Genomic DNA, 17,932 nt, shown 5'->3' with positions numbered 1-17,932 from the left:
ATACTAATTACTTATACATTATATATAATATGGAAGAAAACAAGAAAATCGTAGTCACCCGTGAATACGAAAAGAAAATGTCGGAGATCAGTCCTTTCGAACTGAAGAACATCCTGATTGAACTGGCCGACGAGAGTGCCCGCAAAAGTACTCATATCATGTTGAATGCCGGACGGGGTAATCCTAACTGGATCGCCACCACGCCACGCGAAGCTTTCTTTCTGCTCGGCCAGTTCGGAATGGAAGAATGCCGCCGGGGAACGAAGCTGGAAGACGGGATGGTCGGCCTGGCCGGTATCCCTCAGAAACCGGGTATCGCCTACCGTTTCAGGGAGTTCCTCGACAAACATGAAGGAACACCCGGTTCCCGGCTTTTACGCGATACCTATAATTATATGGTACACGAGAAAGGTGTCGATGAAAACGACCTGGTGCATGAATGGGCCGAGGGCGTGATCGGCGACCAGTATCCTGTTCCCGACCGCATACTGAAATATACGGAAGTGCTGGTCGAAGACTATCTGAAGCAGGCCTTATGCAACAATCTTCCGCCTGAAGGCAAGTTCGACCTGTTCGCCACCGAAGGGGGTACAGCCGGTATGTGTTATGTTTTCGACTCCCTGCAACAAAACTTCCTGCTGAACAAAGGGGATAAGATCGTCCTTTTCGCTCCGGTCTTCACTCCCTATATCGAAATACCCGAACAGATCCGTTACCAGTTTGACGTAACCGAGATCCATGCCCTGAAGATGACGGGCGACGGTTATCACACCTGGCAGTATCAGGAAAAAGACCTGGATGTGTTGAAAGACCCTTCCGTCAAAGCGGCCTTTATCGTTAATCCGAGCAATCCGCCTTCTTATGCGTTGACACAGGGATTAACGGAACGTATTGTCGACATCGTCACGAACGATAATCCAAACCTGATGATCATTACCGATGATGTCTATGCCACTTACGTTCCCGGCTTCCGTTCGCTGATGGCCGACTTGCCCGCCAATACTTTATGTGTTTATTCTTTCTCCAAATATTTCGGGGCGACAGGCTGGCGTCTGGCGGTGGTTTCATTGCACGAAGATAATATTTACGACCGGATGATTGCCGGCCTGCCGGATGACAAGAAAGCCCTGTTGACAAAACGGTACGGCAGCATCATGCTCGATCCGTCGAAGATGAAGTTCATCGACCGTATGGTGGCCGACAGCCGTCAGGTGGCACTTAACCATACTGCCGGACTATCCCTGCCGCAACAGACACAAATGGCCTTGTTTGCCGCTTTCTCCCTGCTGGATACCGAGAACCTGTATCAGTCGCGCATGGTCGAGATCATCCACGAACGCCTGCATACGCTTTGGGAAAGCACCGGGTTTACCTTGCTGGACGACCCGCTTCGTGCCGGTTATTACAGCGAGATCGATATGGAAGTATGGGCAAAGAAATTCTACGGCGACGATTTCGTGGAATACCTGAAAGCCAACTACGAACCGGTCGACGTGGTGTTCCGTCTGGCGCAGGAGACTTCGCTGGTTCTTCTCAACGGCGGCGGTTTCGATGCTCCCGAATGGTCTATCCGCGCGTCGCTGGCCAACCTGAAAGCGGAAGATTATGCACGGATTGGAGAGGGGATAGCCTCTATTCTTCATAGCTATGCCGATAAATGGAAAGAGTCGGAAAGAAATAAAAACAATAATTAAATAAACAGCAGTAATCGCTGAACAAAACGAGTTCGCCTTGCGTTCTATAAGTAGACGTAAGGCGAACTTTCTTTTATGATAGACATCCTCTATCCGTCCATAGAAATTATCGAATGAGAGATGTTTTAATAAAATATATATTTGTTAGGAATTAAATCAAATATGCTAACAGAGAGAAGTGTCTTATATATTACATTCCGTTCGATGACAGACCGGTATATTTGCATGAAAACATTCTGACAAACAACAACTAATAAGATTACGATATGGTGTACGACATTGAAATGCTGAGAAGCTTTTATTCCAGTTTCCCGAAAAGGGTAGATACTGCCCGCGAAAAGATTGGCCGCCCGATGACATTGGCCGAAAAGATCTTATATGCTCATTTATATGACGAAGATGCCCTGCGCCTGTTCCGGCGTGGAGACGATTATGTGAACTTCCGTCCCGACCGTGTAGCCATGCAGGATGCAACGGCACAGATGGCTTTGCTGCAATTTATGAATGCGGGTAAAGATAAATCCGCTGTTCCGGCAACCGTCCACTGCGATCACCTGATCCAGGCGAATATCGGTGCGAAAGCCGATATAGAAACGGCTACGAAAGGGAATAGCGAAGTCTACGATTTCCTGCATTCCGTGTCCGATAAGTTCGGTATCGGTTTCTGGAAACCGGGAGCCGGTATTATCCACCAGGTGGTTTTGGAAAACTATGCTTTCCCCGGCGGAATGATGGTCGGAACAGACTCCCACACACCGAATGCCGGTGGTCTGGGAATGGTAGCCATCGGAGTAGGCGGTGCCGATGCCGTCGATGTAATGACCGGCATGGAATGGGAACTGAAGATGCCGAAACTGATCGGTGTCAAGCTGACAGGCCGTCTCAGCGGCTGGGCTTCTCCGAAGGATGTGATCCTGAAGCTGGCCGGTATCCTGACGGTGAAAGGCGGAACGAATGCCATCATCGAATATTTCGGCGAGGGTGCTTCTTCTATCTCTGCCACCGGAAAGGCGACGATCTGTAACATGGGAGCCGAGGTAGGCGCAACCACTTCTTTATTCCCTTACGACCTGAATATGGCTACTTACCTGCGTGCTACCGGACGCGATACCATTGCCGCCTGGGCCGATGCTATCCAGGATTACCTGGAGGCCGATATGGAAGTGAGGGCACAGCCGGATGAGTATTACGACCGTGTGATCGTTATCAACCTCTCCGAATTGGAACCGCATATCAATGGACCGTTCACCCCGGATGCCGCAACTCCTATCTCCGAGTTTGCCGCCAAGGTAAAAGCCAACGGCTATCCCCGTAAGATGGAAGTAGGCCTGATCGGTTCGTGTACGAACTCATCCTACCAGGATCTGAGCCGTGCCGTATCCATCGCCCGCCAAGCTTTTGAAGACAAGATACCTGTCGCCGCCCCGCTGATCATCAATCCGGGATCGGAACAGATACGCTATACCGCCGAACGAGACGGCATCATCGGCGACTTTGAAAAAGTGGGCGCCACGATCATGGCTAACGCCTGCGGCCCGTGTATCGGCCAATGGAAACGCCATACCGACGACAACACGCGCAAGAACTCGATCGTGACTTCCTTCAACCGTAACTTCGCCAAGCGTGCGGACGGTAATCCGAATACCCACGCCTTTGTCGCTTCCCCGGAACTGACGCTGGCATTGACCATCGCCGGCGACCTGTGTTTCAATCCGCTGACCGATACGTTAAAGACTGCCGACGGCCGCGAAGTGAAGCTCCGTGAACCGCAGGGTACCGACTTCCCGCCCAATGGCTTCGATGTAAAGGATAATGGCTATCTGGCTCCGACCGGAAAGAATGCGGATGTGAAGATCAATCCCGAGTCCAGCCGTTTGCAGGTGTTGCATCCTTTCGCCCCGTGGGACGGCGGCGATTTGTTGGATATGCCGCTGCTGATCAAAGCGGAAGGCAAATGTACGACAGACCATATTTCGATGGCCGGCCCGTGGCTTCGTTTCCGCGGTCATCTGGAAAATATCTCCGACAATATGCTGATGGGTGCGATAAATGCGTTCAACGGGAAAGCGAATGCAGTATTGAACCAGCTCAATAACGAGTATGAAGCCGTTTCTGCCGTAGCCAAACAATACAAGGCAAAGGGCATTTCTTCCATCGTGGTTGCCGAAGAAAATTATGGTGAAGGTTCTTCCCGTGAGCATGCCGCTATGGAACCCCGCTTCCTGAATGTAAAGGTGATCCTGGCCAAGAGTTTCGCCCGTATCCACGAAACGAACCTGAAGAAACAGGGAATGCTTGCCCTGACCTTCGCAGATAAGGACGATTATAATAAGATCCGTGAAAACGACCATATCTCGATCACCGGCCTGAAAGACTTTGCACCCGACAAGCCGTTGACGGCAGTCCTTACGCATGCCGACGGCACACAGGAGTCGTTCCCCGTAAATCACACTTACAATGATTTGCAGATACAATGGTTTAAGGCCGGATCGGCATTGAATATGGCACATTAACAGGGACATTTAAAACAACTAATAAGCTAGTAACATGCATAAAATAACAAAACAAAACGACCATCTGATCGTTCCCGACAAGGTAACGATCCCTTTTATCGAGGGGGATGGCGTAGGGGCTGAGATTACTCCGGTCAGCCAGAAGATAGTGAACGCCGCTATTGAAAAGGCGTATGGTGGCCGCCGTGCCATCGAATGGAAAGAAGTACTGGCCGGTGAGAAAGCATTTCATAAGACCGGAAGCTGGCTTCCCGATGAAACGATGGATGCTTTCCGCGAATATATGGTCGGTATCAAAGGCCCGCTTACCACCCCGATCGGCGGTGGCATCCGTTCCCTGAACGTCGCTTTGCGGCAAACGCTCGACCTGTATGTCTGCCTGCGTCCCGTCCGCTGGTTCAAAGGCGTTGTCTCTCCGGTACGCGAACCGCAGAAGGTGGATATGTATATCTTCCGTGAGAATACCGAAGATATCTATGCCGGCATCGAATGGCAGCAGGGCACACCCGAAGCCCGTAAATTCCTTAAGTTCCTGACCGAAGAGATGGGAGTGACCAAAGTGCGCTTCCCTGAAACCTCTTCATTTGGTGTAAAACCCGTTTCCGTGGAAGGAACCGAACGCCTGGTACGTGCCGCCATCGAGTTTGCCCTGACAAACAAACTGCCGAGCGTGACGCTGGTGCATAAAGGCAATATCATGAAGTTTACCGAAGGTGGCTTTAAGCTCTGGGGGTATGCGCTGGCAGAACGCGAATTCGGCGACAAGACATTCACCTGGCCGCAATACGAAAAGATCAAAAAGGAAAAAGGGGAAGCCGAAGCCGTTAAGGTGATGTTCGAAGCATCCGCTGCCGGAAAAGTCATCATCAAGGATGTCATTGCCGACGCTTTCCTGCAAAACACCCTGCTGATCCCGGAAGAATATTCCGTGATTGCCACGCTCAACCTGAACGGCGATTATATCTCCGACCAGCTGGCGGCTATGGTAGGCGGTATCGGAATAGCCCCGGGTGCCAATATCAATTACGACAGCGGTTATGCCATCTTCGAAGCGACACATGGCACGGCACCCAACATTGCCGGAAAGAACGTCGTCAACCCGTCGTCGCTCTTGCTCTCGTCCGTGATGATGCTCGAATATATGGGGTGGAATGAAGCGGCCGACCTGATCACTGCCGCTATGGAAAAAGCGTTCTCGAAAGGAGAAGCGACGAATGACCTGGCGCGTTTCATGCCGGAAGGAAAATCTCTTGGCACCAAGGAATTTGGTGATTGTATCATATCTTTATTGTAACCTCATAAAACAAATAGTCATGAAGAAAGAATATCTTATTTATAAGCTGTCGGATGCATCGAAGGATGCCTGTAAGATCGATAATGAACTGTTCCCGATGTATAACGTGAAACGCGGTCTGCGTAATGAAGACGGCAGCGGTGTATTGGTCGGCCTGACCAAGATCGGTAACGTGGTGGGCTACGAACGCCTGCCGGATAACGGGGGTCTGAAAGCCATTCCGGGCAAACTGTTTTACAGGGGGTACGATGTGGAAGACCTGGCTCATGCCCTGATCAAGGAGAAACGTTTCGGTTTCGAGGAAGTGGCTTATCTGTTGCTTTCCGGTAAGTTGCCCGACAAGGAAGAACTGGCCTCTTTCAAAGGCCTGATCTGCGACAATATGCCGCTTGAACAGAAAACAAAGATGAATATCCTGGATCTCGAAGGACAGAATATCATGAATATCCTTGCCCGTAGCGTACTGGAAATGTACACGTTCGACCCGAACCCGGACGATACTTCCCGCGACAACCTGATGCGTCAGTCTATCGAACTGATCTCCCGTTTCCCGACTATCATCGCCTATGCCTATAATATCTTCCGTCACAGCACACACGGACGTTCGCTGCATATCCGTCACCCGCACGAAAACCTTTCGCTGGCGGAAAACTTCCTGCACATGCTGAAGAAAGACTTCACGGAACTGGATGCCCGTACACTGGACTTGCTGCTTGTCCTGCAGGCCGAACACGGGGGTGGTAACAACTCTACCTTTACCGTTCGCGTGACTAGCTCGACCGGGACGGATACCTATTCTTCCATCGCAGCCGGTATCGGTTCGCTGAAAGGCCCGTTGCACGGAGGTGCCAATATCCAGGTAGTCGATATGTTCAACCACCTGAAAGAGAATATCGGTGATTGGAAGAATGTGGATGAGATCGATACTTACTTTATGCGTATGCTGAATAAGGAGGCTTATAATAAAACAGGTCTGATCTATGGTATCGGCCATGCCGTTTACACGATCTCCGATCCGCGTGCGATCGTACTGAAAGAACTGGCTCGTGACCTGGCGAAGGAAAAGGGACGCGAAGAAGAATTTGCTTTCCTCGAACTGTTGGAAGAGCGTGCTATCGAATGTTTCGCCAAGCATAAAGGAACGAAGAAACGTGTTTCTTCGAACGTAGACTTCTATTCCGGTTTCGTATATGAAATGATCGGCCTGCCGCAGGAAATCTATACACCGTTGTTTGCCATGGCCCGTATCGTCGGCTGGACTGCCCACCGTATCGAAGAACTTCATTTCGACGGCAAACGTATCATCCGTCCTGCCTACAAGAATGTGCTGGAAGAAACGACTTATGTTCCGATTGCGGAACGTTGACAACGTAGGGGCGGTTCGTGAACCGCCCTTTACTATTTTAATAACTTAGCGACAACCCGTAAGCCACACTGTTAAACGTATTCCCCGTACGTATTTTATCCTTTCCAAAGATACGGTAAAGGATCTCCCTTACCGGAATGACAAGGCTGCTACCGCCTGTGATAAAGACGGAGTCGATATTGTCGGCACTGTATTTCGCTGTTTCCAGTAATTTAAGGATATACCGTTCGATCTCGCTGGTATGCCGTTCGATGATCGTGGCAAACTCGGCAGGCGTGAATGGCTCGTGTATGCGGATTGTCTCTTTCTCAAAGTCGATCGTTGTCTCTTCTCCCCCCGACAGGTTTATCTTGGACTGTTCGATTCCTTTGAACAGCGAGAAAACATAGTTGTTGTCGATCAGTACCCTGACATTATCGATCTTGGGGTTATTGCCCGAAAGGTGATAATAGTTATCCATCGAACGGCGCAACTTACTTTCCTTCAGCATAAATGTCCTTTCCCAATTCTTCAGTTCGCGGTAGAGGATGGAAGGCACTTCTATCTCCTTGTCGTACGACTGGTATTTCACGCCCCGTCCCAGGTGCGGAGTCACTTTATACCACATGATCTCCGAGTCGAACAAGTCACCGCCGATATAGACACCGCCATGTGCGATGATATCGTCTTTCCGGTCTTCCTTCCTGACTTTATCGGGTGAGAGGTTCATGATCGTAAAGTCGGAAGTACCCCCACCGAGGTCGGCTACCAGGACATTCTCGCTGTGGTCGAGCCGTTGCTCGTAGGAGAGGGCGGCGGCAATCGGTTCCAGTTGCAGCTTGATGCTTCGGAAACCGGCGTTGCGGGCGGCAAGTGTCAGGCGGCTGACGGCCAGGTTTTCCTGTTTGGGATCTTCCGAGAAGATAGCCGGCCTTCCCAACACCACGTCGGTGATCTCCGTACCCGTAAAGGCTTCCGCTTTTTCTTTCAGGTGGCGGATGATGCAGGTAACGAGCTGATCCGGTGTCATCCGCTTGCCGAATATCCAGGTCGAAAGGAATTTGTCTTGCCGGAGCAGTGTCTTGACCGATTTCAGCAGGCGGCCGGTCATTTCTTCTTCTATATATTTGTCGTGGGCTTCTTTTCCCACATACCAGGTCATTTCGTTCGTGTCCGGGAAATAGAGGATCGAACTGGCGCTATAGGAGAATACTTCTTTTTGTGTCGATTTGTCCGTAAGGGATATAATGGAATTGGAGGTTCCGAAATCTAAACCGCATGTCAACTCGTTCATGTTCATCTTTGCCTTTTGTTTAATGAAAAATGGGGCGCAAAGATATAAAATGCGGATGTAGCAACCAAACATCCGGTAGTTTTTATTACTGTTACCGGATGTCTACGAAAAACCTCGTTTCGTATATTATTACAGCCGCTTCGTATACTAACCTGTTCTGCCATTGTCTGTTTGCCTAGTTTTGCATCAAGTTCAATTATAATTAAAGAAGCATGATATGAAAACAGGATGGTTGCTGTTGATTTTGTTGGTGGTTTTTGTATTCCAGGGAGCAAACGCACAGGTCTGGCTGAAGGCTGAATATATCGGATCTTCCGGGTTTAGGGATGTCGATAATAAAAAGGTTGACGGAAAGGGCGATATGAAGGTGATACAGGGAGGTGTCAATATCCCCGTATCGATGAAGATGGATGAGAACAATCATCCGACAGCCTGGATGGTAGGCCTGGGCGCTTCCTATGCTTCGATGGATAATAAGAATTTGTCGGGATATGTGGATATCCCACAGATATTTAATGCGCAGCTGGCTGTTTCGTATATTCGTCCGCTTAGTAAGAAGTGGTCGTTACTGGCTAGTGTGGAAGCGGGGATCTTTATGGATACCGGAAGCTTGTCTTATGCCCGTTGGAAGAATGTGATGGGTATAGGAATGGCTGCGGCTATCTGGCATCTGCGGGATAACCTCGACCTGGGGATGGGGCTGGCATTGAATACCAGCTTCGGTTATCCGATGGTCTTCCCGGCGCTTTTTGTGGACTGGCGGATCGAAGGACGTTATATGGTCAATGTCTCGATGATGGACGGGGTGGAGGTTTCGGGCGGTATCCAACTGCATAAGCTGTTTCGTTTGAAGCTGGTCGGCTCGATGAACGGAATGCTGGCCTTTGTTGAACGTGACGGCAAGGATAAGATATTTACGCAGCAGTATGTGATAGCCGGGTTGCAACCGGAGCTTATGATCACGAAGTCGCTGTCTGTCCCTGTCACGATCGGCCTGTCTGCTTACCGGGCCGCCTTTTACGACGACCGTACGCTGAAGGCCATGTTCAAGGTGGAGGGAGATTATGACCCGCATTTCTCGCCTTCCTTCTATGCCAGCGTTGCCATTAAGTATGGTTTCTGAATAGGGATATTACTATCTTTGTTCTTTGGATAGTTCAAAACTGATAAACAATAAATGATGTCCCAACCGGAAGTTACATATAATAGTTTTCTGATCGATTTCCTGATCGCCCCCAAATACAGGGTTGGCAGACATGTGTTGCTTGTGCTGTTCTTTGTGTTTGTGTCATTCAATATGCCGTATATAATTTGCTCTGAGTATCTGGACAAGATAGATAACATGGTGCTGTATGCCGGCCTATTTTTACTGGTGGCTTATTTAACCGGGCTTTATCTGCATATGTATGTTTTATTACCCAAACTACTGCTGAAGAATAAATATCAGCTATACATAGGATCTATATCGTTGCTTATTTTATTGATATTGGCAATTTCTTTCGGAGTGGATTATTGGATAAATAATTATTATCAACAGAAGCCGGGCCATTATTCTTTTTTCTATGAAAACCGGATCATGGCAGTAGAAATTATAGGGAATTTCTTTCTGTTCGCTTTGCTGATAGCAGGAACTTCGCTTACTGTGTTATTGCGCCAGTGGCTGCAATTCAGCATGCGAAAGAACGAATTGGAAAAGGTAAATCTGAAAACAGAACTGGAACGTTTGAAAGATCAGATAAACCCGGAGTTCCTTTTCAGTATGCTGGATGAAGCCGGTGAGCAAACAGTCGGTAATCCGGAACAGGCATCAAAGGTCTTGATGAAGTTGAGTAAGCTATTGCGCTACCAGTTGTATGACGGGAATAGAGAGAAAGTGTTGCTGATCTCGGAGATCTCCTTTATTGAGAATTTCCTGATTTTGGCTCAGATGCGTTATATAAACCTGAGCTTTGCATTGACATGGGAAGGAAATGTCAACCGTAAACTGGTGCCTCCCTTATTGTTTATTCCCTTTGCTATTTGCTATGTAAAGTTATTGACGGAAAAGACAATGCAGATGGATCTTCAGATCTTCTTCCGGGTGGAAGAGGCTGGGGTATTATTCTCCTGTATCTGTTTTTCTCCCGGGATATCGCTGGCGGATATTGAAAACAGCCGGGAACTGACAGATGTAAAATATCGTTTCGACCTGTTATTTGCCGGCAGCTATACTTTAACGATGGTGGGCGATGGCCCGCTTTATAAAACAAATCTGTATATTAAGTTATGATAAATGCCCCCGGTTTCCTGTTGCGTTTGTTGGTAGATCCTCGTTATAGGATTTACAGACATCTCCTGTTGTTTGTTTTCAGTATGATAACGATCGGCCTAAACTATTACATGGATCTGGTAGAACGAAAGAACTTGACAGAAGATTTTGCGCAAAGCGTCTTTTTGCTTGTTCCCATTTATTTGAGTGTCTTTGTGCTGACCCCTCGTTTTCTGCTGCGAAATAAGATTGGTACTTATATACTCTCTGTTTATTTGTGTATAGGGCTAAGCCTGCTCTTTTCGTTTCTGTTGCGTAACGAGTCGATCCGACAAGAGTATCAAATTTATCAATTTTGGATGGGTTCCTTCCTGATCATTTCGTCTGTTATCCAGTTGAGTCTGATTATTGCCGGAGCATCTGCCGTGATCGTCTTCCAAGATTACATAAAGAACGGGCAGCGCATCGGCCAGTTGGAAAATGCCACCATACAATCCGAACTGGAACAGCTGAAGAACCAGATCAACCCGCATTTCCTTTTTAACATGCTGAATAACGCGAATGTGCTGATAAAAGAAAGTCCGGCAGAGGCCGTCCTTGTCCTTTCCAAACTGAAAGACCTGCTGAAGTACCAGTTGAAAGACAGCGTTTCGGAAAAAGTCCGCCTGAAAGACGACATCTCTTTTCTGAACGATTATCTGAATATGGAGAAGATACGGCGCGATAACTTCGATTTCATCGTATCGACAGAGGGGAATACGGAGGATGTTACCCTGCCACCTTTACTGTTTATTCCCTTTGTGGAGAATGCCGTGAAGCATAACAACGATAATAAGAAGCTCTCGTACGTACACCTTTATTTCAAAGTGGAGGAGAAGTGTCTCACCTTTATCTGTATCAACTCCAAACCGGCCGAACAGCGGGAACGGCGCACAGACGGAGGGATAGGACTTGCCAATATCCGCCGACGGCTCGAACTGTTGTACGATACCGATCATTCGCTGCAAATAGACGACACCGATATAACATATACGATCAATCTCCGTTTAAACATAAAATGAATAGTTGTATGAATTGCATAATTGTAGATGATGAACCACTGGGGCGCAAGGCCATCCAGCTATTGGTACAGGATACTCCGTTGTTATCCTTATGCGGAAGTTTCGGAGACGCCGTTTCGGCCGGAAAGTTCATGCAGGCCAGCCCGGTCGACCTTGTTTTTCTGGATATCAAGATGCCCGGCGTGAACGGCCTGGAGTTTGCCCGGATGATCCCTTCTGAAACACTGGTGATCTTTGTGACCGCCTATGCGGAATATGCCCTCGACAGTTACGAAGTGGATGCGATCGACTACCTGGTGAAACCGATCGAGATAGAACGCTTCAAACGTGCCGTTGTGAAAGCCAATGTCTATCACACCCTCTTAAAGACGGACAACAGCAAGAACCTCGTCGAGTCGGTCGCCGCCGACCATATCTTCGTGAAAGCCGAACGGCGTTATTTTAAGATACAGTTCAGGAATATCCTCTTTATCGAAGGATTGAAGGACTATGTGGTGATCCAGACGCCCGATCAGCGGATCGTGACGAAGATGAATCTGAAGTCTATCCATGAGATGCTTCCGAAGGATATCTTTCTCCGTACCAATAAGTCGTATATCGTTAATACCGATCATATTGACTCGTTCGACAATAACGACGTGTTTATCGGAAAATATGAGATATCGATAGGCAATAGCTATCGGGACGCCTTCTTCGATACGTTCTTTATGAAGAATAATCCGGCGGATTAGAACCAGTTGTTTCGAAAATCATGTATATTTGCCGCATGAAAGAGAGTGTACGGATACTTCGTTTTATCATCGTGGGAACGTTGAATGCCCTTATTACCGCCCTTGTTATATGGGTATTGATGGAAGGGCTGGACTGTAATTACCTCTGGTCGAATGTCGCAGGATACGTTGCAGCCCTTATCAATAACTTCTTTTGGAGCAAGTACTGGATATTCTCAGCCCGTAGCGGAAAATTCCAGCGCGAGATTCCTCTTTTCCTGATCGCTTTCGGTTGTGCCTACGGGCTTCAATTCTTTTCCCTCTTACTCATGGTAGAGTTATGCGATATGAACGAATATCTGGCCCAGTTCCTCGGCCTGTTCGTTTATGGTGCCGTCAATTTCAGCATGAATAAACGGCTTACCTTCTTTCGTAAGTAATATTTTGTGCACATGCAGTGGCACAATAGTGCATATACTATGGCACAGTTGTGCAGATGCTTTGGCACAGGTTCTTTTAAGCCTGTGTCGTGTTCTTCCAGATACGTGTCATATAGAACGGCAGGTGTGTAAAGGCGAAGACAAACGAAATGATCAGCAATGTCTTGCTTTCGTTCCATCCCACTGTCTGCTGGTGCCATAATCCGGTGATCACACAGAGGACGGAAAGGGTGATACCTATCATATTGAGCGAAAGCTGTCCTTTGCGATGCTGTTGCATGTATTCCAGTTTACTGTGTTTCACCCCGTAGCAGGCATATATATCCAGTCCGATCAGCATCCACAGTACCAGGCGTATCCATGTGTCGGCCGGCAGGAAGAGCATCATGCACAGGCAGGTTACGATACCCAGGATGGGGACGAGCGGTACGAACGGGGTCTTAAAGGCACGCTGAACATCCGGCATTGTTTTCCTCACGACCAACACACCTGCACAAACCAGTGTAAAAGCGAATAGGGTTCCGATACTTGTCATTTCACCAGCTACACGTGCCGGAACAAAAGCCGCAAGTGTCCCAACGAGCAACATAAAAAGCAGGTTGCTGCGTGCCGGTGTGCGGAACTTTTCATTGATATGCGAGAAGAAAGGAGGAAGCAATCCGTCACGGCTCATACTCAGGAATACGCGGCTTTGTCCGAGTAGGGTGACCATAATAACGGAGCAGTAACCGAACAGGATAGCCAGTACGATCGCTTTATTCAGCCAGGGATAATCCGGTTGGATGATACCTGCCGCATCCGCATTCCCCATGTGCGAGATGGCAACGGCCACCGGGGCGATCCCTTCCTGGCCGCCGAACTGCGTGTAATGTGCCACCCCTGTCATAACATGGGCGAAAAGCATATATAATACCGTACACACCAGGAGTGAGACGAGGATACCGATCGGCATGTCGCGTTTCGGGTTCTTGGCTTCCTGTGCCGCAGTCGATACCGCATCGAATCCGAGAAAAGCAAAGAAAACGATAGCTGCCCCGCGAAGTACGCCGGAGAAACCATACTCGCCCAATGTACCTGTATTGGCCGGGATATAGGGGACATAATTATCCGTATTGATATATTTCCAGCCCAGTGCCACGAAAACCAATACGACCGACACCTTCAGAAAGACGATGATCCCGTTAAAGATCGAACTCCCTTCCGTCCCTCGGATCAGGAAGAGGCTCATCAGGACAACGATCAGGAAAGCCGGCACGTTGACGATCCCGCCATCCCAGGGACAGGCGGTAAGCGTTTGTGGCAAATGGATTCCCAACCCTTCGAGAAAGACGACAAGGTAGCGGCTCCAACTGATACTGACGGTCGTTGCAGCTACGGTATATTCGAGAACGAGATCCCAGCCGATGATCCATGCGATCAGTTCGCCCATCGTTGCATACGAATAGGTGTAGGCACTGCCGGCCACCGGGATCATCGAGGCAAATTCGGCATAACATAATCCGGCGAAACAGCAGCCCAGTGCGGCGATGGCAAACGACAAGGTGATAGCGGGACCCGTATATCCGGCGGCAACGGTTCCCGTGATCGAGAATAATCCCGCCCCGATAATAACGCCGACACCCAGTGCCACCAGGCTCCACGGCCCTAATACCCGTTTTAGTGATTTACTTCCTGACTCATTTGCTTCTGCCTGTAAGGCTCCCAGAGGTTTCTTAATGAATAATCCCATTTTGTTTTATTAGTGTGCGTTTAATTGTGTATGGATAACCGTTCCCACACGTAGGAGGGGATCAGCTTCCAGAAAAATACAAGTGTAAAATAGCGCCAGTCGATAATGACACTGCGTTTCTTCCGGCTCAATGCCCTTACGATCCGTTGTGCTACCCGTTCGGGGCGCATCAGCAGCGGATACTTATCGTTTTTCAGCAAGTCTGTCTTAACAAAGCCGGGACGGATGTCGGTGAAATTGATTGGTAGTTTCTCCATCCGGGCCAGTTGAGCCAGTGCGTCTATATAAGTGTTCTGAAATCTTTTGGTAGCCGAATAGGCGGGGGCAGCCCCCAGTCCTTTGGTTCCGGCGATGGAACTGATAACGGCCAGATGTCCTGTGCCTTGTTCCTTGAAATAGTGATAGGCCGCCGTCACCATACGGGTAAAGCCGATGGCATTGGTGTTGACTGTAGCCAGTTCGATGTCGGTGTTTAATGCCCGGTTCTGGCTACCGATACCAGTACTGAGCAGAAACAGATCCATGCCGCCCAGTTTGTCGATCAGCAGATGAAACTTTTCTACCGCATCGACCTCGGTAACGTCGAGTTGTTGTATCTCTGTCTGTTCGGGGGCCTGTTCCTTAAATGCTTCAAGCCGTTCGATACGGCGTCCGGCCACTCCGACCCGCCAACCCAGCTGACGGTATATTTTAGCAACCTCATACCCAATGCCGGACGTCGCCCCAATGATAACAATCCTTTTCACTATTTTCCGCTGTTTAATAAAGTATAGAGCCACAAATATAAGAATAATATGCCTATCTTTGTATGCATGCTTAAAAACAACGACGTATGGACAGAAAGAAATTACCGATAGGCATCAGCGATTATAAAGAACTGATCAGCGAAGGCTATTATTATGTAGATAAGACCGACTTTATCCGCCAGATAATAGAAAACGGAAGTAAAATCACCCTGCTTCCCCGTCCGCGTCGTTTTGGTAAGACGCTCAACCTTTCCACACTCCGTTATTTCTTTGAGAAGACCGAAGGGAATGTGTATCGCCCGCTGTTCAACGGGAAAAGTATCGAGCAATGGAAAGATTTCGATAAATATCAGGGAAAATATCCGGTGATACTGATCACGCTGAAAGATTGCAAAGCGGATACGTTCGAACAATTCCTGAGTATGTTAGGACAGGAATTGCAAAACGAATTCCTGCGTCATAAGTATTTGTTGGAAGATCCTCGTACTGAACCTGCATATATCCCGGCTTTTAAAGCTATCGTTGAACAACAGGCAACGGAAGTGCAGATACAAAACTCGTTGGCTATGTTGTCTACCATGCTGACTACATACTGGGGCACGCCCCCGCTTGTCTTGCTTGACGAATACGATAGCCCGATCCATGTCGCTTTCGACAAAGGCTACTACGACCGGATGATCGGTTTTATGCGCAACTTCATGAGTGCTGTATTCAAGGACAATACGGATATCTTCCGTGGTGTCATTACCGGCATCCTTCGGGTGAGCAAGGAGTCTATCTTCAGCGGACTGAATAATATTGCTGTATTTACATTGCTTGACCGGCCGATTTGCAGCGCTTTCGGTTTCACTCAGGAAGAAACGGACCGGTTTCTTGACGATTATTCTCAGGGAGAGCATAAAGAAGATGTAAAAACATGGTATGATGGTTACCTGTTTGGTGACGAAGTGATGTATAATCCTTGGTCAGTGCTTAATTATATAATGTATAATGGTGTGTTAGCTCCCTATTGGGTAAACACCGGTTCCGATGTTTTGTTGCGCCATCTGTTGGCCGACGGTCCTTCGCAGATACGCGATGGTGTAGAGGCATTGATACAAGGCTATCCTGTTCGCAGCGTAATAAATGATAAGCTGGCGTTCCCTGATTTGTTGGCTGAAACGGTCAATATCTGGTCATTCATGCTGTTCAGCGGGTACCTGAAAGCTTCCGATCCGGTTTTAACTTCGGAAGATTTGCTGGAATATACGCTGCAAGTGCCCAACCGGGAGGTAAGAACAGTATTCTTTACTATTATCCGTAGTTGGATCAATAAAGGCCCTGTGAAAAACGACCGTCTCGAACGGATGCTACAGGCTTTGCGTATCGGGGATATCGAATACTTCGAAGAGCTACTGAATGACTTCCTGATAAATTCACTTTCTTATTACGATACTTCCGGACGCGATCCGGAAAAGGTCTATCAGGCCTTTATGCTCGGCTTGCTTGCCGGTATGTCCGACTATGAGGTCAGCAGTAACCGAGAAGCCGGCTTTGGTCGTTATGATATTATGCTACGCCCCAAAAACGGACAAGGACAGGCTATCATAATGGAACTCAAACGGCTTCGTCCGAAGGAAACGGTCGAACAGGCACTTGCCTCGGCTCTCCAGCAGATTGAAAATAAACAATATGCCGCTACCCTTTGTGCTGCCGGTTTCGCCGACATCCTCAAAATGGCCATCACTTTTGATGGCAAACGGGTTTGGATAAAGACGGTTGACGAGTGACGCAGGTATGAAAATAATTGAACCGACTCTTCCTGTTTATATATTAATTACGTATATTTGCGAATTACCTGACATAAAAACACTTAATTATGAAAAATTCAGATCCGAAAGTCATGGCAGAGAATGAAAGAAAAGAGTTGCAGGACCGGTATATCCGTTTCGATTGGGCTATCAAGCGTTTGTTGCGCCAGAAGGCCAACTTCGATGTGCTAAATGGTTTCCTGACCGTTATGCTGCGTGAAGAGGTCAGTATCCTTGAAATCCTTGAAAGCGAAAGCAATCAGGAAAGTGCCGACGATAAGTTCAACCGGGTAGATATCAAAGCCCTGAACAGCAAAGGCGAAATTATCATCGTTGAAATCCAGAACACACGTGAGGTTCATTATCTCGAACGTATCCTCTACGGAGTGGCCAAAGCTATTACCGAGCATATCTCGCTGGGTGAAGGTTATCAGAAAGTGAAGAAAGTGTATTCCATCAGCATTCTTTATTTCGATCTGGGTGTGGGTACGGACTATTTCTACCACGGTCAGAACCATTTCACGGGTGTACATACCGGCGACAGTTTGCGTATCAACATGCGTGACCGCGACGCAGTCATCACCCGCCTGCCTGCCGAGATTTTCCCCGAATATATCCTGATCCGCGTAAACGAGTTCGATAAAGTAGCTTCGACACCTCTGGACGAATGGATCAAATACCTGAAAGACGGAACTATCCGTCCGGACACGACAACACCGGGTCTTCGTGAAGCCCGCGAGAAACTAAAGTATTACTCCATGTCCTCGCAGGAACGACATGCTTATGACGAGCACCTGAACGTAATCATGATCCAGAACGACGTCCTCAATACCGCCAAATGGGAGGGCCGGATCGAAGGCCTTGCCGAAGGAAAAGCAGAAGGCCTTGCTGAAGGAGAAGTCAGCGGAAAGGCGAAAGGTCTTGCCGAAGGAGAGGCCAAAGGAAAAGCGGAAGCCTTACGCCGGACGGCAATCAATATGAAAAGCATGGGTATAGAGACTGCCGACATTGCAAAATGTACCGGTCTGTCGGCCGGGGAGATAGAGTCGTTATAATCAAACATTCACA

Annotated in this window: 14 protein-coding genes; 11 read left to right on the top strand and 3 right to left on the bottom strand. The window is 48.3% G+C overall.

Annotated features, from left to right (window positions below; genetic code table 11):
* The first annotated feature begins 29 nt into the window (after positions 1-29).
* From HMPREF1536_RS21800 to HMPREF1536_RS21785, 4 genes are all read left to right on the top strand, one after another.
* Positions 30-1,694, top strand: coding sequence for a bifunctional aspartate transaminase/aspartate 4-decarboxylase (locus tag HMPREF1536_RS21800; protein ID WP_028729043.1), 1,665 nt, complete (start codon positions 30-32; stop codon positions 1,692-1,694).
* A gap of 266 nt (positions 1,695-1,960) precedes the next feature.
* The gene (locus tag HMPREF1536_RS21795) at positions 1,961-4,207 is read left to right on the top strand and encodes an aconitate hydratase (RefSeq protein WP_028729044.1); all 2,247 of its coding nucleotides are present in this window, start codon (positions 1,961-1,963) and stop codon (positions 4,205-4,207) included.
* Positions 4,208-4,241: 34 nt separating this feature from the next.
* The gene (gene icd / locus HMPREF1536_RS21790; RefSeq protein ID WP_028729045.1) at positions 4,242-5,501 is read left to right on the top strand and encodes an NADP-dependent isocitrate dehydrogenase; all 1,260 of its coding nucleotides are present in this window, start codon (positions 4,242-4,244) and stop codon (positions 5,499-5,501) included.
* A 19-nt stretch (positions 5,502-5,520) separates the two neighbouring features.
* A complete protein-coding gene (locus HMPREF1536_RS21785; protein WP_028729046.1) occupies positions 5,521-6,867 on the top strand; it encodes a citrate/2-methylcitrate synthase in 1,347 nt (448 codons plus the stop codon).
* 37 nt (positions 6,868-6,904) lie between these two features.
* Here HMPREF1536_RS21785 and HMPREF1536_RS21780 read toward each other — a convergent pair whose 3' ends face one another.
* A complete protein-coding gene (locus HMPREF1536_RS21780) occupies positions 6,905-8,146 on the bottom strand; it encodes an Hsp70 family protein (protein WP_028729047.1) in 1,242 nt (413 codons plus the stop codon).
* Positions 8,147-8,357: 211 nt separating this feature from the next.
* On the opposite strand from HMPREF1536_RS21780, the gene HMPREF1536_RS21775 reads away from it, so the two are divergent.
* From HMPREF1536_RS21775 to HMPREF1536_RS21755, 5 genes are read left to right on the top strand one after another with little or no spacing between them, the layout of a single operon-like run.
* Entirely contained in the window at positions 8,358-9,263 is a 906-nt protein-coding gene (locus HMPREF1536_RS21775; RefSeq protein WP_028729048.1) for a DUF6268 family outer membrane beta-barrel protein, read from the top strand.
* A gap of 54 nt (positions 9,264-9,317) precedes the next feature.
* Positions 9,318-10,409: a histidine kinase gene (locus tag HMPREF1536_RS21770; RefSeq protein WP_225608040.1), complete on the top strand. Its 1,092-nt coding sequence runs from the start codon at positions 9,318-9,320 to the stop codon at positions 10,407-10,409.
* Positions 10,406-11,449 carry a sensor histidine kinase gene (locus tag HMPREF1536_RS21765; RefSeq protein ID WP_028729050.1) on the top strand — a complete coding sequence of 348 codons (1,044 nt, stop codon included), beginning with the start codon at positions 10,406-10,408 and terminating at the stop codon, positions 11,447-11,449. Before HMPREF1536_RS21770 ends, HMPREF1536_RS21765 begins: the two co-directional genes overlap by 4 nt.
* Positions 11,450-11,457: 8 nt before the next feature.
* Positions 11,458-12,180, top strand: coding sequence for a LytR/AlgR family response regulator transcription factor (locus HMPREF1536_RS21760; protein WP_028729051.1), 723 nt, complete (start codon positions 11,458-11,460; stop codon positions 12,178-12,180).
* Between the two features lie 35 nt (positions 12,181-12,215).
* Positions 12,216-12,599, top strand: a complete 384-nt coding sequence (locus HMPREF1536_RS21755; protein WP_028729052.1) for a GtrA family protein — start codon at positions 12,216-12,218, stop codon at positions 12,597-12,599.
* A gap of 76 nt (positions 12,600-12,675) precedes the next feature.
* On the opposite strand, the gene HMPREF1536_RS21750 is transcribed toward HMPREF1536_RS21755, so the two are convergent.
* Positions 12,676-14,328: an amino acid permease gene (locus HMPREF1536_RS21750; RefSeq protein WP_028729053.1), complete on the bottom strand. Its 1,653-nt coding sequence runs from the start codon at positions 14,326-14,328 to the stop codon at positions 12,676-12,678.
* 20 nt (positions 14,329-14,348) lie between these two features.
* Entirely contained in the window at positions 14,349-15,074 is a 726-nt protein-coding gene (locus tag HMPREF1536_RS21745; RefSeq protein ID WP_028729054.1) for an SDR family NAD(P)-dependent oxidoreductase, read from the bottom strand.
* Positions 15,075-15,160: 86 nt separating this feature from the next.
* Here HMPREF1536_RS21745 and HMPREF1536_RS21740 point away from each other — a divergent pair, with 86 nt between their 5' ends.
* Both HMPREF1536_RS21740 and HMPREF1536_RS21735 read left to right on the top strand, forming a co-directional pair.
* Positions 15,161-16,843: an AAA family ATPase gene (locus HMPREF1536_RS21740; RefSeq protein ID WP_028729055.1), complete on the top strand. Its 1,683-nt coding sequence runs from the start codon at positions 15,161-15,163 to the stop codon at positions 16,841-16,843.
* An 89-nt stretch (positions 16,844-16,932) separates the two neighbouring features.
* The gene (locus HMPREF1536_RS21735; RefSeq protein WP_044193091.1) at positions 16,933-17,919 is read left to right on the top strand and encodes an Rpn family recombination-promoting nuclease/putative transposase; all 987 of its coding nucleotides are present in this window, start codon (positions 16,933-16,935) and stop codon (positions 17,917-17,919) included.
* Positions 17,920-17,932 lie beyond the last annotated feature (13 nt).

The organism is Parabacteroides gordonii MS-1 = DSM 23371 (genome assembly GCF_000969825.1).
GTDB lineage: Bacteria > Bacteroidota > Bacteroidia > Bacteroidales > Tannerellaceae > Parabacteroides > Parabacteroides gordonii.
This window is presented reverse-complemented; position numbering and strand designations above follow the sequence as displayed.